This window comes from Neobacillus sp. 204 (genome assembly GCF_046562815.1).
GTDB lineage: Bacteria > Bacillota > Bacilli > Bacillales > Cytobacillaceae > Neobacillus.
In genome coordinates, this window is the sequence record NZ_JBJORY010000001.1 from 509,249 (window position 1) to 532,106 (window position 22,858).

Sequence of the window (22,858 nt, forward strand, 5' to 3'; positions counted from 1 at the left end):
ATATTGTGACAAATGTGAATGTTTTATTAAAGTTAGTTATGGAGTCTTTACAAATAAGAACGAATTATGCACAATATACAATTGAACATTATCAACATGAAATCAGTAAATTTCTTTTTTTCATTCGTTGAAATGTAGTATAGAGGTCAAATATTCAATGCTGAGTCTTAGGTAGCTTATTGGATAAAATGTTCCAGTTAACATAGTCAGTTATCATAACAATCAATGGTAATCACATGTTACATAATTATCTACGGGAAATGTGAATCGAAATCACTCCAAAGGGAGGCTCATCTTTATGAACCAATTTCATGCGACAACGATTTTTGCAATCCATCATAATGGTGAATATTCAATGTCAGGTGATGGACAAGTGACATTTGGTAATGCGGTAGTGATGAAGCACACAGCAAGAAAAGTAAGAAAGATATTTAATGGAAAAGTACTCGCTGGTTTTGCCGGATCTGTTGCAGATGCATTTACTCTTTTTGAATTATTTGAGGGCAAGTTAGAAGAATTTAATGGCAACCTTCAAAGAGCTGCAGTTGAGCTTGCTAAAGAGTGGAGAAGCGATAAGGTGCTCAGAAAGCTTGAAGCGATGTTAATTGTGATGAATCGTGAATACTTACTGCTTGTATCAGGAACTGGAGAAGTAATCGAACCTGACGATGGAATTCTTGCGATTGGCTCAGGGGGGAACTATGCATTATCCGCAGGTCGTGCATTAAAGAAATATGCAGGAGACCATTTATCTGCAAAGGAAATTGCGAAAGCTTCTTTAGAAATAGCAGCGGAAATATGTGTGTATACGAACCACAACATTATTGTTGAAGAGCTATAACGGAAGGAGACTAATTATCATGGGAAGAACCACTAATTTAACCCCTCGTCAAATTGTAGAAAAACTTGATCAATATATCATTGGACAAAAAGATGCTAAGAAAGCAGTGGCTGTTGCTCTTAGGAATCGATATAGAAGAGGATTGTTAAATGAAAAAATTAGGGATGAAATTATCCCTAAAAATATTTTAATGATCGGGCCAACTGGTGTGGGGAAAACTGAAATTGCCAGAAGGATTGCTAAAATTGTTGGTGCTCCTTTTATCAAGGTCGAAGCTACTAAGTTTACGGAAGTGGGCTATGTCGGGCGAGATGTTGAGTCCATGGTAAGAGATCTTGCTGAAACCTCTGTACGTTTAGTCAAAGAGGAACGAATGCAAAGTGTGAAAGAGCGGGCTGAAGAGAATGCCAACAGCAGATTGGTGGATTTACTAGTCCCATCTGCTAAAAAATCAAATAACTTTAAAAATCCACTTGAGATGTTATTTGGCGGTGGTAACCAATCTACTGAAACTGAAACACAGCAAGAAGATTATTCGATTGCTGAAAAACGGAAAATCGTCAAAGAAAAATTAGCACTAGGGCAGCTAGAGGATGAAATCGTTACGGTAGAAGTAGAAGAGCAAACACCATCCATGTTTGATATGCTTCAAGGCTCAGGGATTGAACAAATGGGGATGAATATGCAGGATGCTCTGAGCAGCTTTATGCCTAAAAAAAGCAAAAAGCGAAAATTGACTGTTCGTGAAGCTAGAAAGGTGTTAACTAGTGAAGAGGCTTCTAAGCTAATTGACATGGACGAAGTTTCGTCAGAAGCAATATATCGCGCTGAACAAAATGGGATCATCTTCATTGATGAGATTGATAAAATTGCCAGCAAGAACTCTGGAGGCTCTTCTGCAGATGTATCAAGAGAAGGGGTCCAAAGGGATATTTTGCCTGTAGTCGAAGGCTCAACAGTTGTGACTAAATATGGATCAGTAAAAACTGATCATGTTTTATTTATTGCTGCTGGTGCATTTCACATGGCTAAACCTTCTGATCTCATTCCAGAACTTCAAGGGCGCTTCCCTATTCGTGTTGAATTAACGAAGCTAACAGTGGAAGATTTCTTCAGGATATTAATCGAGCCGGATAATGCACTGATTAAACAATATCAAGCATTATTGGAAACTGAAGGTATACAAATTGAATTTTCTGACGATGCTATTCGTAGAATTGCTGAAGTTGCTTTTGAAGTAAATCAAAATACCGATAATATTGGTGCAAGACGTCTTCATACAATACTAGAAAAGCTTTTAGAAGATTTATCTTTTGAGGCACCAGATATTTCTATGGAAAAAATCACCATTACACCACAGTATGTAGATGATAAACTCGGTGCAATTTCGAAAAACAAAGATTTAAGTCAGTTTATCCTATAAAAATGAACGTTTGATTTTCCTTTTTGGAGAAGATGTTCATTTATTAAATACCCTAAAAAGTAGAATGAATGATTGTTTAAAATTTAATAATGGTTGTAGTTAATTAGGAGGAAATAACAGATGGATTTACTTACAAAAACTAGAAGGATTAACGTATTATTGCAAAAGGCGGCTGGAAAACCAGTTAACTTTAAGGAAATGTCTGAGACATTGAGTGAAACAATTGAAGCAAATGTGTATATTGTCAGCCGTCGTGGAAAACTTCTTGGTTTTTCAATTCATCAGCAAATTGAAAACGAAAGAATGAAAAAAATGTTTGAGGATCGTCAATTCCCTGAAGAATATACACTTGGTTTATTTAATATCCAAGAAACCTCTTCAAATCTTGACATTGAAAGTCAATATACTGCATTTCCTGTGGAAAACAGAGACTTATTCCGTACAGGTTTAACAACGATTGTTCCAATTATTGGTGGAGGGGAGCGTCTTGGAACACTTATTCTTGCAAGATTAGAGTCGAAATTCCAAGATGACGATTTAATCCTCGCAGAATATGGTGCAACTGTTGTAGGGATGGAAATTCTTCGTGAAAAGTCAGAAGAAATTGAAGAAGAAGCAAGAAGTAAAGCAGTTGTTCAAATGGCGATTAGTTCATTATCATATAGCGAACTTGAAGCAATCGAACATATTTTTGAAGAACTTAATGGCCGTGAAGGCTTATTGGTTGCCTCAAAAATTGCTGATCGTGTTGGTATAACTCGTTCCGTTATCGTTAACGCTCTAAGAAAGCTTGAGAGTGCTGGGGTAATTGAATCTCGTTCCCTTGGAATGAAAGGAACGTATATCAAAGTATTAAATGATAAGTTTTTGATTGAATTAGATAAATTAAGAGCAAATTAATCATAACAAATCCCTAGCTTTGCTGGGGATTTATTTTTTGGGCTGTGTTAAAGGTCATTGGTGATTTTGTAACTATGTTGATTGGAGCGGAAATCAACATCCAGATACAACACAGCCATTTTTTTAAAAGTAATGCTTGATTGTTAGTATTACATATGCTATATTATTTCATGGTGTTAATACACACGCTCATTGATTTAAACAGATGGTGCTGTTTTGACAGTTTCTGTTTAAAGATGAAGTGAGCGGAGGAAAACAAACCATTAGGAGGAAAAATCATGTCAGTAATTTCTATGAAGCAATTGCTTGAAGCTGGTGTACACTTTGGACACCAAACACGCCGTTGGAACCCAAAAATGAAGAAATATATCTTCACTGAGCGTAACGGTATCTATATCATTGACCTACAAAAAACAGTTAAGAAAGTTGAAGAAGCTTATAACTGGGTTAAGGAACTTGCTGGTAACGGCGGAACAGTTCTTTTTGTTGGTACTAAGAAACAAGCTCAAGATTCTGTTAAAGAAGAAGCAGGCCGTTCTGGTATGTACTATGTTAACCAACGTTGGTTAGGTGGTACACTAACAAACTTTGAAACAATTCAAAAGCGTATTGGCCGCTTAAAAGATATTGAAAGAATGTCTGAAGACGGTACTTTCGAAGTATTACCTAAGAAAGAAGTTGTACAATTAAAGAAACAACAAGAACGTCTTGAAAAATTCCTAGGCGGAATTAAAGACATGAAACAACTTCCAGATGCTTTATTCATCATCGACCCTCGTAAAGAGCGTATCGCTGTTGCAGAAGCTAAGAAATTAAACATTCCTATCGTTGGTATCGTTGATACAAACTGCGATCCAGACGAAATCGATGTTGTTATTCCAGCAAATGACGATGCAATCCGTGCGGTTAAGCTTTTAACTGGTAAAATGGCTGATGCGATCCTTGAAGCAAAACAAGGTGAAGAAGTACAAGTTCAAGCTTAATAGAAAAGCGGAATCGCCTTGTTCAGCCCCGACAAGCGTAAGGCGAGCACTGCGGAAGGCGTTTTTTGCCTTCCACAGTGCTTGGCTTAGACCAAAGAGGGGCTAGGCGATGAAGCCGGACAGTTTAATTTAAGTGAGTAAATAAAAAGGTGATAAGAGGGAGACCCTTTATCACCTTTTTTTAAGAAGGTTTTTAAAAGAAAGTTTTATATTAGCTGTCATTGGCTAAGATATGGATACATAGTAAACTAAAGGAGGAATTTACATTATGGCAATTACTGCTCAAATGGTAAAAGAATTACGTGAAAAAACTGGTGCAGGTATGTTGGATTGTAAAAAAGCATTAACTGAAACTGATGGTGATATGGACAAAGCAATCGACTTCTTACGTGAAAAAGGAATTGCTTCTGCCGCTAAGAAAGGTGACCGTATTGCTGCTGAAGGGTTAACTTATGTTGTATCTGAAGGAAATGATGCAGTCATCCTAGAAGTTAACTCTGAGACTGACTTTGTTGCGAAAAACGAAGCTTTCCAAGCTCTTGTAAAAGACTTAGCTGCACATCTTTTAAACAACAAGCCAGCAACTGTTGAAGAAGCATCAGCTCAAACAATGGAAAATGGTGCGACTGTAGCAGACCATATCAATGCTTCAATTGCTAAGATTGGTGAAAAGTTAACTCTTCGCCGTTTCGCAGTTTTATCAAAAACAGACAATGATGCATTTGGAGCATACATCCACATGGGTGGGCGTATTTCTGTGTTATCTGTTCTTGAAGGTACTACTGAAGCTGACGCTGCTAAGGATGTTTCTATGCATATCGCTGCACTTAAGCCAAAATATGTTTCTCGTGACCAAGTATCACAAGAAGAAGTAGAGCATGAGCGTCAAGTATTAACACAACAAGCACTTAACGAAGGCAAGCCTGCTAAAATTGTTGAAAAAATGGTTGAAGGCCGTTTAGGAAAATATTTTGAAGATGTATGTGTTCTTGATCAGACGTTTGTTAAAAACCCTGATCAAAAAGTACGTCAATTTGTTGAATCTAAAGGTGCTACTATCCGTGAATTCGTTCGTTACGAAGTAGGAGAAGGTATCGAAAAACGTGAAGATAACTTTGCAGAAGAAGTTATGAATCAAATTAAAAAATAATCGGCAAATATTCTCGAGATATAAACCATGAAAGTTTTAAGGGAATGTTACTGAAATAGTTATTAAATAGGGGACACAGTGTGTTCCCTTTTTTAAAAAGAAATTACATAAATGGAGGTTTATATGAGCGGTCCTAAGTACAAACGCGTAGTATTAAAGTTGAGCGGAGAAGCACTTGCAGGTGAGTCGAGCTTTGGAATTAAACCTTCTGTGATCAAATCGATTGCTATTCAAGTAAAAGAAATAGCGGAACTTGGTGTAGAAGTTGCTGTCGTGGTTGGCGGTGGTAACATTTGGCGCGGAAAAATTGGCAGTGAAATGGGTATGGACCGGGCAACTGCAGATTATATGGGTATGCTTGCAACGGTAATGAACTCTTTAGCTTTACAAGATAGCTTGGAACACTTGGGTATTGAATCGAGAGTACAAACTTCAATTGAAATGCGTCAGGTGGCAGAACCGTATATTAGACGTCGTGCGATTAGGCACTTAGAAAAAAAACGAGTGGTTATTTTTGCGGCAGGTACTGGGAATCCGTATTTCTCAACTGATACAACGGCAGCATTAAGAGCAGCGGAAATTGATGCAGAAGTGATTTTAATGGCAAAAAATAATGTCGATGGAGTATACTCTGCTGACCCACGTTTAGATGCTAATGCTACTAAATATGAAGATTTGTCTTTCCTAGATGTTCTTAAAGAAGGATTAGCGGTTATGGACTCTACTGCCTCCTCTTTATGTATGGACAATGATATTCCATTGATTGTGTTCTCAATTATGGAGCAGGGAAATATTAAACGAGCCGTTATGGGTGAAAAAATAGGAACCATTGTTAGGGGGAAACATTAATGCCAAAACAGGTCATCTCTACCATTAAAGATCGAATGACAAAAGCGATTCAGTCATATACACGTGAGCTTGCGAGTATCCGTGCAGGAAGAGCAAGTGCATCGTTATTGGATCGAATTACAATTGATTATTATGGTGCACCTACGCCTGTCAATCAAATGGCTGGAATTACAACACCTGAAGCTAGGCTGATTGTTATTCAACCATATGATAAGTCCATTCTAGGTGATATTGAAAAAGCTATCCTTAAATCCGATTTAGGATTGAATCCAACCAATGACGGAGTGGTGATTCGCCTAGCAATCCCGCAATTGACTGAGGAGCGCCGTAAAGAGTTGGTTAAGTTAGTTAAGAAGTATTCTGAAGAAGCTAAAGTAGCAGTCCGTAATATCCGTCGTGACGGGAATGATGATTTGAAAAAGCTTGAGAAAAATGGTGAAATCACTGAGGATAGTCTACGCGGGCACTCAGATGATATTCAAAAATTAACAGATGAATACATTAGCAAAATTGATCAAATCACGAAAGATAAAGAGAAAGAAATTTTGGAAGTATAATTTATAATTAGAACCCTCTGTTTAGGGGGTTTTTCACTATTTTTTTACTTAGAATAAGATTTTTTAGGGATTTTGAAAGTTGTCTGAATATAATTCTTAATTCCTTCTATTTTACATAAATTATTTAATAGAGATATCTTAAGGCTTTTTTGGTATGATAAAAATGCTACCCCGAAATATCCATTACATAACATCTCACGCGACAATGGAATTGATAGATGATTTATTTTCGGAGGAATGATTAACTAATTGGAGGAGCAATGTCATGTTTAATAAAATAAGGCTTAGGAAGAACCGAAGTACCTCTTCCACACTCCGAAATAAAATAGATGAAATAAAAAAATTGCCTGTTCCTGAACATGTGGCGATTATTATGGATGGAAACGGGCGCTGGGCTAAGAAACGAGCATTGCCTCGGATTGCTGGTCATCATGAAGGTATGAAGGTTGTTCGGAAAACAACGAAATTAGCAAATGAGCTTGGGATAAAAACCTTAACATTATATGCTTTTTCGACTGAAAATTGGAAAAGACCAAAGAATGAGGTCGAATATATAATGAGTCTGCCTGATGAGTTTTTAGGTACTTTTCTCCCTGATTTAATTGAAGAAAATGTTCAGGTAAAAATGATGGGTTATAAAAATCAGCTTCCTGTACATACACTGCGTGCAATTGAAAAAGCTATAGAAGATACCAAAAATAACGATGGGTTAGTACTAAACTTTGCACTAAATTATGGGAGCAGAGCGGAAATACTAGATGCCGTTAAGAATGTTTTAACTGATAGCAAAAGCGGTAAGCTGGAGGAATCAGAACTGGACGAAAAAGTTTTTTCTTCTTATTTAATGACTTCCGCCTTTACTGACCCAGACCTGTTAATCCGAACTAGTGGTGAAATCCGCCTAAGTAACTTTATGCTTTGGCAGTTGGCATACTCAGAGTTTTGGTTTACAGAAGTGTTATGGCCAGATTTTAGTGAAGAACATTTACTTGAAGCAATTGAAACATTTCAAAAACGTCAACGTCGGTTTGGTGGCATATAACAACAAAGGTGTTGAAAAAATAAATGAAGCAAAGAATCATAACAGCAGTCATCGCAGCTGCACTATTTTTGCCAATCGTTTACTTTGGTGGATTTCCATTGGTATTGCTAACCTACTTTTTAGCGACGATAGGTCTGTATGAATTATTAAAAATGAAAAAACTTAACATTTTTTCAATAAATGGTGTATTATCAGTATTATTTCTATGGGTGCTGATTTTTCCTGAAAAGTATTATCACCTATTAGATTCATTTTATTATTCAAAAATCGAGATTTGTATTGCGTTAATTCTATTGTTATTAACCTTTACAGTCATAACCAAGAATCAATTTACATTTGAAGATGTTTCGTTTTCAATCCTATCTGCGATTTATGTAGGGATTGGTTTTTCCTTTTTCTTCGAAACAAGGCAAGAGGGTGGACTTGTTTTTATTTTGTATTCCTTGTTTATGATCTGGGCTACTGACTCAGGTGCCTATTTTATTGGCAAGTCCCTTGGTAAAACAAAGTTATGGCCGGAAATTAGTCCTAATAAAACAGTAGAAGGTTCAATTGGCGGTGTTGTATGTGCTGTTTTGGTTGCCGTTCTCTTTGCAATCTTTTCTAACATAAACGTCGGTCTTATATCATTAATGGGTATAACAGTGGTGCTATCTGTTTTTGGACAAATCGGTGACTTAGTTGAATCTGCTTTTAAGCGTCATTTTAATGTCAAAGATTCTGGTAAGATCTTGCCAGGCCATGGAGGAATCCTTGACCGCTTTGACAGTCTATTATTTGTCTGGCCCTTGCTTCATCTGTTTCACCTTTGGGTATAAAGCGCATGCGCTTCACATTTAGGAGTTGACTCTAGTTGAAAATAATTAGTTTATTGGGTGCAACAGGATCAATTGGCACCCAAACGTTAGATATTGTTCGTGAGCATCCCTCTGAATTTAGAGTGGCAGCCCTTTCTGTTGGTAAAAATATCGAGTTGGCTCGAAAAATGATTATTGAGTTTCAACCTGAGCTTGTTTCTGTACAAGACTATCATGACTGTAATACATTAAAAGCAGAATTTCCTACTATTAAATTTACATTTGGTCAGGAAGGACTAATTGAAACAGCGGTTTATGAAAAAGCAGATATCCTTGTAAATGCCGTTCTCGGAAGTGTGGGTTTAAACCCGACGCTGCAAGCCATTGAGTGTGGGAAGGTTATCGCGATTGCTAATAAAGAAACCCTTGTAACAGCAGGTCATTTAGTAATTGAAGCTGCTAAAAGAAATAATGTGCCACTCCTTCCTGTCGATAGTGAGCATTCTGCCATTTTTCAAGCCTTGCAAGGAGAAAAAGAAAAAAATATTGAAAGATTAATTCTCACTGCTTCTGGCGGTAGTTTTCGTGATCTTTCTAGGCAAGAATTGAAAAATGTTACGGTAGAACAAGCATTAAACCATCCAAATTGGTCAATGGGGGCCAAAATCACCATTGATTCAGCATCGATGATGAACAAGGGGTTGGAAGTAATCGAGGCACACTGGCTTTTTGATATGCCATATGAAAAAATTGATGTATTGCTTCATAAAGAAAGCATCATTCATTCAATGGTTGAATTTCATGATAGCAGTATTATTGCTCAACTTGGTACGCCAGACATGAGAGTACCAATCCAGTATGCACTAACCTATCCTGATCGCCTGGAATTGCCCACATCAAAGCGTTTAAATTTAGCGAATATCGGGAAATTACATTTTCAGGAAATGGATGTTGCAAGATTCCGCTGTCTTGGTTTTGCCTATGAGGCAGGAAAAAAAGGGGGATCAATGCCTACAGTATTAAATGCTGCTAATGAAGTAGCCGTTGCAGCATTTTTAGAGGGAAAAATTCACTTCTTGCAAATTGAAGACTTGATTGAAAAGGCATTAACCGCTCACCAAACCGTCGATCACCCTAGCCTAACTGCAATCCAAGAGATAGATAAAGATACAAGAGACTATGTACGTTCACTTCTATAAAAAAAGGTGGTTTTAATTTGACTACAGTTATTGCCTTTATTGTGATTTTTGGCGCACTCGTATTCTTTCATGAATTAGGTCATTTGATTTTCGCAAAAAGGGCAGGAATATTATGCCGTGAATTTGCAATAGGTTTTGGTCCAAAGGTCTTTTCTCATAAAAAAGGGGAGACAACCTATACCATTCGCTTACTACCGATCGGCGGATTTGTCCGTATGGCTGGTGAAGACCCAGAAATGATTGAAATAAAGCCTGGATATCGAATTGGCTTGTTGTTTGATAAGGAAGAAAAAGTTAATAAAATCATCTTAACCAATAAAGAGAAGTTTCCTAATTGTCGGATTGTTGAAGTTGAATATGCTGATATTGAAAAGGATTTAATTATTAAAGGATTTCCTGACGATGAAGATGAAGAATTAAAAACCTTTATCATTGATCCAAAAGCAGTCATCGTTGAAAATGGAGTCGAATCACAAATTGCTCCAATTGACCGGCAGTTTGGTTCAAAGACTTTAGCCCAAAGAACGATGGCTATTTTTGCAGGTCCGATGATGAATTTTGTGCTTGCCTTCATTGTATTTATTATTATTGCTTTTATACAGGGAGTTCCTACCAATGAACCAAAATTAGGTGAAATAACTCCTGATGGGGCAGCAATGGCTGCAGGTCTAAAAAAAGGTGATCTAATACAGACGATCAATGGTTCAGAAATTTCAAGTTGGTCTGACGTAGTGGAGGTCATTCGGAAAAATCCAAATGAAAAACTCGAATTTTCTATTCGCCGTGACAAAAAGGATTTAGATATCACGGTAACGCCGATTGAAAAAAAGGTTGAGGGAAAGAAAATCGGACTTATCGGTGTATATAGTCCTGTCGAGAAATCACCCATTCAAGCGATTAAAGCCGGATTCACAGAAACCTATTTCTGGACTAAGCAAATTTTTGTGATGGTAGGTAAATTAGTGACTGGGCAATTTTCAATCGATGCTCTTTCTGGTCCGGTTGGGATTTACCAAGCAACTGATTCTGTTGCGAAATCAGGAATTTATTATTTAATGAAATGGGCCGGGATATTAAGCATTAACTTAGGGATTATGAACTTATTACCGATTCCCGCACTTGATGGTGGAAGATTGATGTTTTTTGCCGTTGAAGCTGTCAGAGGCAAGCCAATTGACCGTCAAAAGGAAGGGATGGTTCATTTTATTGGATTTGCTCTCCTTATGTTGCTCATGCTTGTAGTAACGTGGAATGATATTCAAAGGTTTTTCTTGTAATAAACGAAAATAAATGCCCCTGTTAATTTCTAACGGGGGCCTCATTTTGGAGAAAATGAAGTGAAGAGGTGTCGTAAATGAAACAGAGTCAAACGTTAATTCCTACCTTAAGAGAAGTCCCTGCAGATGCAGACATAAAGAGCCATCAATTATTACTTAAAGCAGGATATATTCGCCAGAATGCTAGTGGAATCTATAGCTATTTGCCCCTTGGTAAACGCGTTCTTCAAAAGGTGGAAACAATAGTTCGGGATGAAATGGACAAGGCTTGCGCCGTTGAATTGCTCATGCCTGCTTTGCAGCAAGCTGAATTATGGCAAGAATCTGGTCGATGGTATACATATGGTCCTGAATTAATGCGATTAAACGATCGACATAATCGTGAGTTTGCTCTCGGTGCTACCCATGAGGAAGTCATCACAAGCCTGGTTCGGGATGAAGTGAAATCCTATAAACGGCTGCCGCTAACTTTATATCAAATTCAAACAAAATTCCGCGATGAAAAACGGCCCCGTTTTGGACTCTTACGTGGTCGAGAATTTGTGATGAAGGATGCTTATTCCTTTCATTCAACATTTGAAAGTCTCGACGATGTTTATCAAAAGCTTTTTCAAGCCTATTCGAATGTTTTTAGCCGTTGTGGATTGAACTTCCGAGCAGTTATTGCAGATTCAGGTGCAATGGGTGGAAAAGATACACATGAATTCATGGTATTATCGGATGTCGGTGAGGACACGGTCGCCTATTCTGATACATCAACATATGCGGCCAATATCGAAATGGCACCTGTAAATGTCAACTATGAGCGTAGTGAAGAATCACTACAACCATTAGGAAGAGTCGAAACGAAGGACCAAAAATCGATCGCCGAGGTTTCTCAATTTTTAAAGGTATCAGCTGAAAAATGTATTAAATCACTTCTGTTTAAAATTGATGATCAATTCGTGCTGGTATTAGTACGAGGGGATCATGAAGTGAATGATATTAAACTAAAGAACCTATTTGAGGCTGGTACAGTGGAATTAGCAAGTCCTGAAGAAACAAAAGAAATATTATCTTGCACTGTCGGTTCACTGGGTCCGATAGGGGTAAAGAATGTAGAAGTAGTCGCTGACCAGGCTGTTGATTTCATTATCAATGGGGTTTGTGGTGCAAATGAAGAAAACTATCATTTTGTCAATGTAAATCCTAGCCGTGACTTTAAAGTTAACAAGTTCGCTGATCTCCGATTTATTCAAGAGGGGGACCTATCTCCAGACGGTGAGGGTACGATTGTTTTTGCGAAAGGAATTGAAGTTGGACATATATTCAAGCTTGGTACTCGCTATAGTGAGGCAATGAATGCCGTTTATCTAGATGAAAATGGCAGATCGCAGCCAATGATTATGGGGTGCTATGGAATTGGTGTTTCAAGGACTGTTGCTGCGATTGCAGAACAGGGCAATGACGACAAAGGCTTGGTTTGGCCAGCAAATATTGCTCCCTATCAAATCCATTTAATTGCAGTCAATATCAAAGATTCCATTCAAAGTGAACTTTCAGAAACACTTTATCAGGAACTACAAAAAAATCGCTTTGAAGTCTTGTTCGATGATCGACAAGAACGAGCAGGTGTGAAATTCGCCGATTCTGACTTAATTGGTTTGCCAATCCGTATCACGGTTGGGAAAAAAGCGACAGACGGAATTATTGAAATAAAAGTTCGCAAAACAAGCGAAGTCATCGAAGCCCATAAAGATGAACTTATGGATAAAATTACATCAATACTGCACACCCTTTAATAAATTATAGGGGCCGTTAACTCGGCCCCTATTTCTGTTAAAAAAGATAACGATTTAACGAAAATGGAGAATTTTTTCTGTCGAATAAAGCCGAATCCATGCCACTCATATGATATAATTACTTTTTGACGAGATAAAAATAGTGATTTTTAATAGATGGGAGAGAGAACGATGAGCGAACATGCCCTAGGCAAAAAAGAGCGATTCCAACTCTTGCTCCAGCAGCTGCAATTAACCGAGGATGCTGTTGTAGTGCATTTCAACAATGCGCAAATAGATAGATTATTAGTTGAAAAAAAGAATAGGAAGTGGCATTTCCAATTTTTATTCGAAAATATCCTTCCCTATAATATATATGTTCTGTTTACGACACAACTTGAACGGACATTTTCAAATATTGCTACGATTTCTTATCATATAAATGTAGAAAATCAAACCATTTCAACGGAATTAATACAAGAGTATTGGAGTTATAGTATTCAGCAGATTGACGGGATTGCGCCGCCGCTTTTAAAACTGCTGCATGAACAACTCCCAGAAGTAAATGGTCATAAGCTTACAATTTCCGTTCGTAATGATACAGAGGGACTAGCCTTAAAGCGGAAATATGGCGAGATTATCTCAAAAATATATCAATCGTTCGGTTTTCCTAGTCTTTCAATTGAGACGGAACTGAAAAATGTCGAGAAAAGTGATGAATATCAACAATTTTTACTTGCCAAGCAGAAGGAAGACCAAGAACGTGGACTTCAAGCTATGGTGGAATTACAGAAGAAAGAAGCTGAAAAGGATCAAGCCTCTGGTGAAGTACCGTCTGGGCCGCTTACGATTGGTCTTACCATTAAAGATAATAACGATTTCCGCAGTTTGATAGATATTGTCGACGAAGAAAGAAGAGTAGCAGTGGAAGGGTATATCTTTGATGCCGAAATTCGCGAACTCAGGAGCGGTCGTTCCCTGCTAACCTTTAAATTAACTGATTATACTAGTTCCATCATGGTAAAAATGTTTTCGCGAGACAAAGAGGATGCTGCGTTATTTCAACTGGTCAAGAAAGGCATGTGGGTAAAGGTTCGAGGAAGCATTCAAAATGATACCTTTGTTCGTGACCTGGTGATGATTGGAAATGATATTAATGAAATAAAACCGGTTGGACGAAAAGATACGGCACCAGAAGATGAGAAACGAGTGGAACTACATCTTCATACGCCAATGAGTCAAATGGATGCAGTCACACCTGTAAGCGCACTGATTGCTCAGGCGAGTAAGTGGGGACATAAAGCTATTGCCGTAACCGATCATGCTGTTGCACAATCCTTTCCTGAAGCGTATGGTGCAGGGAAGAAAAATGATATAAAGATTCTCTATGGAGTCGAAGTGAATTTAGTCGATGATGGCGTGCCTATCGCTTACAATGACGCACACCGACAGCTTGCAGAAGATACTTATGTGGTTTTTGACGTTGAAACGACTGGACTCTCGGCCGTGTATAACACCATTATTGAGCTGGCAGCTGTGAAAATCCATGATGGCGAAATCATTGACCGGTTTGAATCCTTTGCTAATCCGCATCACCGTTTATCGGCAACAACCATCAACCTTACGGGTATTACCGATGATATGGTTCAAACGGCTCCGGAAATTGAGGAAGTTCTTCGGAATTTTAAAGAGTGGGTCGGGGATGCTGTCCTCGTTGCCCATAATGCTTCCTTTGATATGGGTTTCCTTAATGTCGGCTATAAAAAAATAGGCTTTGACAAAGCAAGCAATCCTGTTATTGATACGCTTGAACTTGGACGATTTTTATATCCAGAGATGAAAAATCATCGGTTAAATACGCTGGCTAAGAAGTTTGATATCGAATTAACCCAGCATCACCGTGCGATATATGATGCTGAGGCCACCGGTTATTTAATGTTGAAAATGTTAAAAGATTCGCTCGAAAAAGGCATCGAATATCATGACCAATTTAATGATAACATGGGAAAAGGAAATGCCTATCAACGCGCACGTCCGTATCATTGTACATTATTAGCCCAAACTCAAGCCGGGTTAAAGAACCTGTTTAAACTTGTATCCATTTCACACCTCGAATACTTTTATCGAGTCCCTAGATTGCCAAGATCTGTTTTACAAAAATACAGAGAAGGAATTCTTGTTGGCTCTGGCTGTAATAAAGGTGAAGTATTTGAAGGAATGATGCAAAAATCCCCAGAGGAAGTGGAGGGTGCTGCCCGCTTCTATGATTATCTGGAAGTAATGCCGAAAGAAGTAAATGCGCCATTGATTGAAATGGAATTGGTGAGCGATGAAAAAGCAATGGAAGACATCATTGCGAAAATTGTTGACCTTGGTGATAAATTGGGACTTCCAGTTGTTGCCACTGGTAATGTTCATTACCTAAACGAAAATGATAAAATTTATCGAAAAATTTTAATAAACTCTCAAGGTGGAGCAAACCCGCTCAACCGACATCAACTGCCAGATGTTCACTTTAGAACAACCAATGAAATGCTTGATGCTTTTTCATTTTTAGGGAAAGAGAAAGCAAAAGAAATTGTCGTCACGAACACGAATAAAATTGCGGACATGATTGAAGTGATTAAACCAATTAAGGATGATTTGTATACACCGAAAATTGAAGGTGCCGATGAAGAAATGCGTGAAATGAGTTATTCAATGGCACGGAGAATTTACGGTGACAATCTACCGGAAATTGTTGAAGCACGGTTAGAAAAAGAATTGAAAAGTATTATTGGACATGGATTTGCTGTAATCTATTTGATTTCCCACAAACTGGTAAAAAAATCATTGGATGACGGCTACCTTGTAGGTTCAAGGGGATCTGTCGGCTCATCACTTGTTGCAACCATGACAGAGATTACCGAAGTAAATCCACTGCCGCCGCATTATGTTTGCCCAACCTGTAAGCATTCAGAGTTCTTTAATGATGGATCAGTTGGATCTGGATTTGACTTACCTGATAAAGATTGCCCGCAATGTGGCGGGAAATACCATAAGGACGGACATGATATTCCGTTCGAAACGTTTCTAGGATTTAAAGGGGACAAGGTTCCCGATATCGATTTAAACTTCTCGGGTGAATATCAGCCACGGGCCCATAACTATACAAAGGTTCTTTTCGGAGAAGAATATGTTTATCGTGCAGGGACTATTGGAACTGTTGCAGATAAAACTGCTTTTGGATATGTGAAGGCATATCAACAGGATAACAATCTTCAACTGCGTGGTGCAGAGGTGGAACGTCTTGCTTCGGGCTGTACGGGTGTAAAAAGAACAACTGGACAGCATCCAGGTGGGATTATCGTAATACCTGATTACATGGATGTATATGATTTTTCACCGATTCAATTCCCAGCTGATGATAGAAATTCAGAATGGAAGACCACCCATTTCGACTTCCATTCCATCCATGACAATGTCTTAAAGCTCGATATCCTCGGACACGACGACCCGACTGTTATTAGGATGCTGCAGGACCTAAGCGGAATGGATCCAAAAACTATCCCGACAGATGATCCTGAAGTGATGAAAATCTTCAGCGGTACGGAGTCCTTAGGCGTTACAGAGCAACAGATTATGTGTAAAACTGGAACACTTGGTATTCCTGAGTTTGGTACTCGATTCGTCCGGCAAATGCTCGAGGATACAAAGCCAACAACCTTCTCAGAACTTGTCCAAATATCGGGGTTATCACATGGCACTGATGTATGGCTTGGAAATGCCCAGGAATTAATCCATAATCAAACCTGTAATCTAAGTGAAGTAATTGGCTGCCGGGATGATATCATGGTCTATCTTATTTATCAGGGACTAGACCCTTCCTTTGCTTTTAAAATTATGGAATCTGTACGTAAGGGTAAAGGCTTAAGCGAGGAAATGGAAGCAGAGATGAGGAAAAACGAGGTTCCAGAATGGTACATTGACTCCTGTAAAAAGATCAAGTACATGTTCCCTAAAGCCCATGCGGCTGCCTATGTACTTATGGCTGTTCGAATTGCTTACTTCAAAGTGCATCTACCATTGCTTTATTATGCCGCTTATTTTACTGTCCGTGCGGAAGACTTTGACATCGAAGCCATGTCACGCGGACCAGAAGCCATCAGGGCAAAAATTGAGGAAATCAATGCTAAAGGGTTAGAAGCATCAAATAAAGAGAAAAACTTATTAACGGTTTTAGAACTAGCATTAGAGATGACACAAAGAGGATTTGTATTCCAAAATTACGATCTTTATAAATCATCGGCATATGAATTTACCATCGAAGGCAATACCCTAATACCTCCGTTTAATTCGATTCCGGGACTCGGAACAAACGCGGCCTATAATATAGTCAAAGCACGTGAAACAGGAGAATTTTTATCGAAAGAAGATCTGCAGCAGCGTGGAAAAGTATCGAAGACCATTCTTGAATATTTAGATAAACAAGGGTGCCTAAGATCCCTTCCTGAACAAAACCAGCTTTCGTTGTTCTAAATAGGAAAAACCTTGACAAACCGCGATGCTATTTGCATAAAAATGATGGTTATGGTATAGTTTTATTGGAAATACTAAGAAATACTCTCGTGATCAAGAGTGGGGAAACCCGCTCTTTCGTTTTTGTATATGACTTTTTTCCTGAGTGACAAGGGGCGGAACGCTCATAATAGTCCTTCTATTTGATGGGATTAGTAGTTGAAACTCATGAGATTTTTTTAGTAACTTGATAAAACTTTCCGTGAACTACATACAATATGGGTGAAATAATTCGGAAAAGGAGGTAAAGCATGAGCAAGGTAACGGAAGTTGTAGAAGAGCTAGCTACACCTATTTTTCAAGAACTTGGTTTAGAGTTGGTGGAAATTGAGTATGTGAAGGAAGGGAAAAGTTGGTTTCTACGCGTATATATCGATAAAGACAACGGTGTTGATATTGAAGATTGCGGACTCGTTAGCGAAAAACTCAGCGAAAAACTAGATGAGCTCGATCCGATTCCCCATAACTACTTTCTTGAAGTTTCTTCACCTGGGGCGGAGCGGCCATTAAAAAAAGATAAAGACTTCCAAAAAGCAATCGGAAAAAACGTCTTTATCAAAACTTATGAACCAATCGATGGGGAAAAAAGCTTCGAAGGGGCCTTATTAGAATTTGATGGACAACATTTAAAGATTGAAATGAAGATAAAGACCCGAAAAAAGACGATTGAAATTCCCTATGAAAAGGTGGCCAATGCACGTTTAGCTGTTACTTTTTCGTAATGATATTATAGGAATAGGATAGGGGGATACACAAAGATGAGCAGCGAATTATTAGATGCTCTTACTATACTGGAAAGAGAAAAAGGTATTTCCAGAGAAGTTATCATTGAAGCCATTGAAGCAGCACTTGTTTCGGCATATCGCCGTAATTTTAATCAGGCACAGAATGTTCGGATTGATTTAAATTTACAGACAGGGTCTATGCGTGTTTTTGCTAGAAAAGAAGTGGTCGATCAAGTATTTGATCCACGTCTTGAAATTTCCATCGAGGATGCTAGACAAATCTCACCCAATTATCAAGTTGAAGATGTTGTTGAAATGGAAGTCACTCCTAAAGATTTTGGACGGATTGCAGCTCAAACAGCTAAGCAAGTCGTAACCCAGCGTGTTAGAGAAGCTGAACGCGGAATTATTTATTCAGAATTTATTGACCGTGAAGAAGATATTATGACTGGTATCGTCCAAAGATTGGACTCCAAATTCATTTATGTAAGCCTGGGTAAAATTGAGGCATTACTTCCAGTGAATGAGCAGATGCCTAATGAGCGTTATAAACCGCATGACCGAATCAAGGTATTTATCACAAAAGTTGAAAAAACGACCAAAGGTCCTCAAATATTCGTGTCACGGACACATCCAGGCCTCCTAAAACGTCTGTTTGAGATTGAAGTCCCGGAAATTTATGACGGAACTGTAGAAATTAAATCTGTTGCCCGTGAAGCAGGAGATCGTTCGAAAATCTCCGTTCATTCTGATAATTCTGAGGTAGACCCAGTGGGTTCTTGTGTTGGACCTAAAGGGGCAAGGGTCCAAGCTGTAGTCAATGAATTAAAAGGTGAGAAAATAGATATTGTTAAGTGGTCAGCAGACCCGGTTGTTTTTGTGGCAAATTCTCTTAGCCCTTCTAAAGTGTTAGATGTAATGGTTAATGAAAATGAAAAAGCTACCACTGTTGTGGTTCCTGATTATCAACTGTCATTGGCAATCGGTAAACGTGGACAAAATGCCCGCTTAGCAGCGAAATTAACAGGCTGGAAAATTGATATTAAATCAGAAACGGAAGCACGTGAAATTGGAATCTATCCGCGTGAAGAAACCATTAGGCTTTTTGATGATCAAGTTGAAAATGAATTTGATTATGAAGAAGAGTTGGACTAAAAAGTGAGGTGAATGATGAGTGAACCCTAAGAAAAAAGTTCCTATGCGCAAGTGTGTAGCAACCGGCGAAATGAAGCCGAAAAAAGAACTAGTTCGCATCGTTCGCTCAAAAGAAGGGGATGTATCCATTGACCTGACGGGTAAGAAATCCGGAAGGGGTGCCTACCTTTCAAAGGACAAGGAAGCTGTCTTACTTGCCAAGAAAAAAAATACCCTATCTAATCACTTACAGGTTTCTATAAATGATTCGTTATACGAAGAGCTACTTGAGCTTATAGAGAAGGAGAATTGACTATCCAAATGAAACAAAATCAATGGATGTCATTACTTGGCTTGGCCAATCGAGCACGCAAAATCATATCAGGTGAGGAGCTAACCGTGAAGCAGATTCAAAGCGGAAAAGCACGACTCATTTTATTATCCGCAGATGCTTCTGAAAATACGACAAAAAAAATTACTGATAAGTGTAATTCTTATCAGATTCCATATAAACTTGTGGAAAATCGTCATCTTCTTGGCCAAGCGATTGGCAAGGAAGCCCGCGTTGTTGTAGCTGTACTGGATGAAGGATTTGCAAAAAAAATGGTAACGTTGCTCGATTAAATCTAGCGGGGGTGAAAAGATGAGTAAAATACGTGTATATGAGTATGCAAAAAAGCACAACATTTCAAGTAAAGAAATCATCACAAAACTAAAAGAAATGAACATAGAGGTCTCTAATCATATGGCAACAATAGAAGACGCAGACGTTAAAAAGCTTGACGCAACATTCAGCAAAAAGGATAACAAGACACCACAGTCAAAACCAGAAAATAGACAAAATGGACAACAGCAGTCACAACGAACTAACTCACGCCCAGGTCAGCAGCAGCAGCAGCGTCAAAACCAAAGACCTGCTCAGTCTGCACAAAGACCGCAAGTGCAAACCAAAACTGCGAAGGCATTTGAGGAAGCGGCGGATAATAATGTTGCTCCAACAAAAGTAAAAGTGGTCTCTCCTCCAAAATCAGGAGAAGGCAAAAAGCAGAACCAGGAATCCCAATCCAAAGAAAATAAAGTCTTCAATAATGCTGATAAAGCAAAGGCCAAGCCTTATAATAATAATCAAAATCGCAATAATAATAATAGAAATAAGAAAAAGACTCATACACCAGTTCAACAAGCCCAACCTCAGAAGAAAAAAGAGAAAGAACTTCCAGCGAAAATTACTTTCAGTGAATCTTTAACAGTGGGTGAATTAGCGAAAAAGATTTATCGTGAGCCTTCTGAAATTATTAAAAAGCTCTTTTTACTTGGAGTAATGGCAACCATTAACCAGGTATTAGATAAAGATGCAATTGAATTAATTGCAAGTGAGTATGGTGTTGAGGTTGAAGAAGAAATTAAAGTGGATACCACTGATCTTGAAGTATACTTTACTGAAGATACAGAGGAAGCTTTAGTGGAAAGACCTTCTGTTGTAACAATCATGGGTCACGTTGACCATGGTAAAACAACCTTGCTCGATTCTATCCGGAACACAAAGGTAACAGAAGGTGAAGCGGGGGGAATTACCCAGCATATTGGTGCCTATCAAGTGGTTGAAAACGGGAAAAAGATTACCTTCCTTGATACACCAGGACACGCTGCCTTTACGACAATGCGTGCACGTGGTGCTAAAATAACTGATATTACCATCCTTGTAGTAGCTGCAGATGATGGTGTTATGCCGCAAACTGTTGAAGCGATTAACCATGCAAAAGCTGCCGAGGTTCCAATTATTGTAGCAGTTAATAAAATGGATAAAGAAGCTGCAAATGCTGACCGTGTAATGCAAGAGTTGACTGAACATGGATTAGTATCAGAAGCATGGGGTGGAGATACTATCTTTGTACCACTTTCTGCAAAAACGGGAGAAGGCATTGACACCCTTCTAGAAATGATCTTACTCGTTAGTGAAGTAGAAGAATATAAAGCGAATCCAAATCGTAAAGCCGTTGGTACTGTTATCGAAGCACAATTAGATAAAGGTCGTGGATCCGTTGCAACCTTACTAGTCCAAAACGGTACACTAAAAATTGGTGATCCAATTGTTGTTGGTCATACCTTTGGTCGTGTCCGTGCAATGGTGAATGACAAAGGACGCCGTGTCAAAGAGGCAGGTCCTTCAACTCCTGTTGAAATAACTGGACTTAATGACGTGCCACAAGCTGGAGATCGGTTCGTTGTGTTTGAAGACGAAAAAACTGCACGTCAAGTTGGAGAATCACGAGCTCAAACAGCACTGGTAGCCCAACGTGGTGAAAAATCCATTGTTAGTCTAGAAACGCTTTTTGATCAATTAAAGCAAGGTGAAATGAAGGATTTAAACATCATCCTTAAAGCGGACGTTCAAGGGTCTGCTGAAGCCGTTGCTGCTTCATTGCAAAAAATAGATGTTGAAGGTGTCAATATTAAGATTATTCATAGTGGTGCAGGTGCCATTAATGAATCGGATATTAGTCTAGCTGCTGCTTCAAATGCAATCGTTATTGGATTTAATGTTCGTCCAGATGTTAATGCGAAACGTGCAGCAGAAGCGGAGAAAGTCGATGTTCGTCTTCACCGCATTATCTATAAAGTTATTGAAGAGATTGAAGCTGCTATGAAAGGTATGCTTGATCCTGAATTCCAAGAGAAGATTATTGGTCAGGCAGAAATCCGCCAGACTTTCAAGGTATCGAAGGTTGGTACAATTGCTGGGTCTTATGTTACGGATGGTAAAATTACCCGTGATAGCGGCATTCGTTTAATTCGTAACGGTGTTGTCACTTTTGAAGGTAATATTGATGCCTTAAAACGATTTAAAGATGACGTAAAAGAAGTAGCACAAGGGTACGAATGCGGAATTACCATTAAAAACTTTAATGATGTTAAAGAAGGAGACATCATTGAAGCATATGTAATGGAAGAAATTGAACGGAAATGATCATCGGTGTAGCCGAATGTGAATGTATGATATATGATGCTCATTCTTTAAAAGAGAAACGAGCAGTTCTGCAAAGAATCCTAACTCGTTTAAAACAGAAATTTAATGTTTCTGTTGCAGAAGTTGGTTTTCGGGATGTATGGCAACGGACAAAAATTGCTATCGTTGTCGTTACTTCCACTCGGGTTAACACGGAACATGAGTTGAATAATGCTTTAAAATTTATCGACTCCTTTCCAGAAATAGAGAGAACGATCACCGAGATTGAATGGCTTTAAGTTAAGAGGTGAATGTGATGAGCCACAGAGCAAATCGTGTCGGAGAACAAATGAAGAAAGAACTTGGTGACATCATCGGTCGTAAAATTAAAGATCCTCGGATTGGTTTTGTTACAGTAACCGATGTTGAAGTGACAGGTGATTTACAACAAGCCAAAGTATATATTTCCGTATTAGGTGATGAAGAGCAAAGGGAAAATACTTTAAAAGGTCTGGCCAAGGCCAAAGGCTTTATACGGACCGAAATTGGCCACCGTATTCGCCTTCGGAAAACACCAGAAATCATCTTTGAATGGGATGAATCCATCGATTATGGAAATCGAATCGATACGCTTCTTCATCAATTGCATAAAGATGAAAAGCCTTTAGAAAAAAGAGAAGAAGAATAACAGGATAGACTTACGTCTATCCTTTTTTT

Annotated in this window: 20 protein-coding genes; all 20 read left to right on the forward strand. The window is 38.6% G+C overall.

Annotation, left to right across the window (positions count from 1 at the left end):
* Positions 1–298 precede the first annotated feature (298 nt).
* A complete protein-coding gene (gene hslV, locus ACJ004_RS02615; RefSeq protein ID WP_026566454.1) occupies positions 299–841 on the forward strand; it encodes an ATP-dependent protease subunit HslV in 543 nt (180 codons plus the stop codon).
* A gap of 19 nt (positions 842–860) precedes the next feature.
* Positions 861–2,264, forward strand: a complete 1,404-nt coding sequence (gene hslU, locus ACJ004_RS02620) for an ATP-dependent protease ATPase subunit HslU (RefSeq protein WP_410890979.1) — start codon at positions 861–863, stop codon at positions 2,262–2,264.
* Between the two features lie 120 nt (positions 2,265–2,384).
* Positions 2,385–3,164: a GTP-sensing pleiotropic transcriptional regulator CodY gene (gene codY, locus ACJ004_RS02625; protein WP_410890980.1), complete on the forward strand. Its 780-nt coding sequence runs from the start codon at positions 2,385–2,387 to the stop codon at positions 3,162–3,164.
* A gap of 278 nt (positions 3,165–3,442) precedes the next feature.
* Positions 3,443–4,147: a 30S ribosomal protein S2 gene (rpsB, locus tag ACJ004_RS02630; protein WP_088086379.1), complete on the forward strand. Its 705-nt coding sequence runs from the start codon at positions 3,443–3,445 to the stop codon at positions 4,145–4,147.
* A 268-nt stretch (positions 4,148–4,415) separates the two neighbouring features.
* Positions 4,416–5,297: a translation elongation factor Ts gene (gene tsf / locus ACJ004_RS02635; RefSeq protein ID WP_410890981.1), complete on the forward strand. Its 882-nt coding sequence runs from the start codon at positions 4,416–4,418 to the stop codon at positions 5,295–5,297.
* Positions 5,298–5,420: 123 nt separating this feature from the next.
* On the forward strand, positions 5,421–6,146 hold the full coding sequence (pyrH, locus tag ACJ004_RS02640) for a UMP kinase (protein ID WP_168242772.1): 726 nt from the start codon (positions 5,421–5,423) through the stop codon (positions 6,144–6,146).
* The gene (frr, locus tag ACJ004_RS02645) at positions 6,146–6,703 is read left to right on the forward strand and encodes a ribosome recycling factor (protein ID WP_410890982.1); all 558 of its coding nucleotides are present in this window, start codon (positions 6,146–6,148) and stop codon (positions 6,701–6,703) included. The genes pyrH and frr overlap by 1 nt, the downstream gene beginning before the upstream one ends.
* A gap of 265 nt (positions 6,704–6,968) precedes the next feature.
* Positions 6,969–7,745 (forward strand): undecaprenyl pyrophosphate synthase, encoded by a 777-nt coding sequence (gene uppS, locus ACJ004_RS02650; protein ID WP_410890983.1) that lies wholly within the window; start codon positions 6,969–6,971, stop codon positions 7,743–7,745.
* Between the two features lie 23 nt (positions 7,746–7,768).
* Complete coding sequence (locus ACJ004_RS02655) at positions 7,769–8,563, forward strand: phosphatidate cytidylyltransferase (RefSeq protein WP_410890984.1); 795 nt, start codon at positions 7,769–7,771, stop codon at positions 8,561–8,563.
* Between the two features lie 35 nt (positions 8,564–8,598).
* On the forward strand, positions 8,599–9,741 hold the full coding sequence (gene dxr / locus ACJ004_RS02660) for a 1-deoxy-D-xylulose-5-phosphate reductoisomerase (RefSeq protein WP_410890985.1): 1,143 nt from the start codon (positions 8,599–8,601) through the stop codon (positions 9,739–9,741).
* A gap of 17 nt (positions 9,742–9,758) precedes the next feature.
* On the forward strand, positions 9,759–11,018 hold the full coding sequence (rseP, locus tag ACJ004_RS02665) for an RIP metalloprotease RseP (protein WP_410890986.1): 1,260 nt from the start codon (positions 9,759–9,761) through the stop codon (positions 11,016–11,018).
* Positions 11,019–11,095: 77 nt separating this feature from the next.
* Positions 11,096–12,799, forward strand: a complete 1,704-nt coding sequence (locus tag ACJ004_RS02670; protein WP_410890987.1) for a proline--tRNA ligase — start codon at positions 11,096–11,098, stop codon at positions 12,797–12,799.
* Positions 12,800–12,970: 171 nt separating this feature from the next.
* Positions 12,971–17,296, forward strand: coding sequence for a PolC-type DNA polymerase III (locus tag ACJ004_RS02675; RefSeq protein ID WP_410890988.1), 4,326 nt, complete (start codon positions 12,971–12,973; stop codon positions 17,294–17,296).
* A 290-nt stretch (positions 17,297–17,586) separates the two neighbouring features.
* On the forward strand, positions 17,587–18,057 hold the full coding sequence (gene rimP, locus ACJ004_RS02680; RefSeq protein ID WP_410890989.1) for a ribosome maturation factor RimP: 471 nt from the start codon (positions 17,587–17,589) through the stop codon (positions 18,055–18,057).
* A gap of 36 nt (positions 18,058–18,093) precedes the next feature.
* The gene (gene nusA / locus ACJ004_RS02685; protein WP_410890990.1) at positions 18,094–19,215 is read left to right on the forward strand and encodes a transcription termination factor NusA; all 1,122 of its coding nucleotides are present in this window, start codon (positions 18,094–18,096) and stop codon (positions 19,213–19,215) included.
* A 19-nt stretch (positions 19,216–19,234) separates the two neighbouring features.
* Entirely contained in the window at positions 19,235–19,507 is a 273-nt protein-coding gene (rnpM, locus tag ACJ004_RS02690) for an RNase P modulator RnpM (protein WP_335495516.1), read from the forward strand.
* 8 nt (positions 19,508–19,515) lie between these two features.
* Positions 19,516–19,818: a YlxQ family RNA-binding protein gene (locus ACJ004_RS02695; RefSeq protein WP_410890991.1), complete on the forward strand. Its 303-nt coding sequence runs from the start codon at positions 19,516–19,518 to the stop codon at positions 19,816–19,818.
* A 19-nt stretch (positions 19,819–19,837) separates the two neighbouring features.
* Complete coding sequence (gene infB, locus ACJ004_RS02700; RefSeq protein WP_410890992.1) at positions 19,838–22,162, forward strand: translation initiation factor IF-2; 2,325 nt, start codon at positions 19,838–19,840, stop codon at positions 22,160–22,162.
* Positions 22,159–22,440 carry a DUF503 domain-containing protein gene (locus tag ACJ004_RS02705; RefSeq protein ID WP_410890993.1) on the forward strand — a complete coding sequence of 94 codons (282 nt, stop codon included), beginning with the start codon at positions 22,159–22,161 and terminating at the stop codon, positions 22,438–22,440. The genes infB and ACJ004_RS02705 overlap by 4 nt, the downstream gene beginning before the upstream one ends.
* A gap of 17 nt (positions 22,441–22,457) precedes the next feature.
* Complete coding sequence (gene rbfA, locus ACJ004_RS02710; protein WP_026566472.1) at positions 22,458–22,829, forward strand: 30S ribosome-binding factor RbfA; 372 nt, start codon at positions 22,458–22,460, stop codon at positions 22,827–22,829.
* Positions 22,830–22,858: the final 29 nt, after the last annotated feature.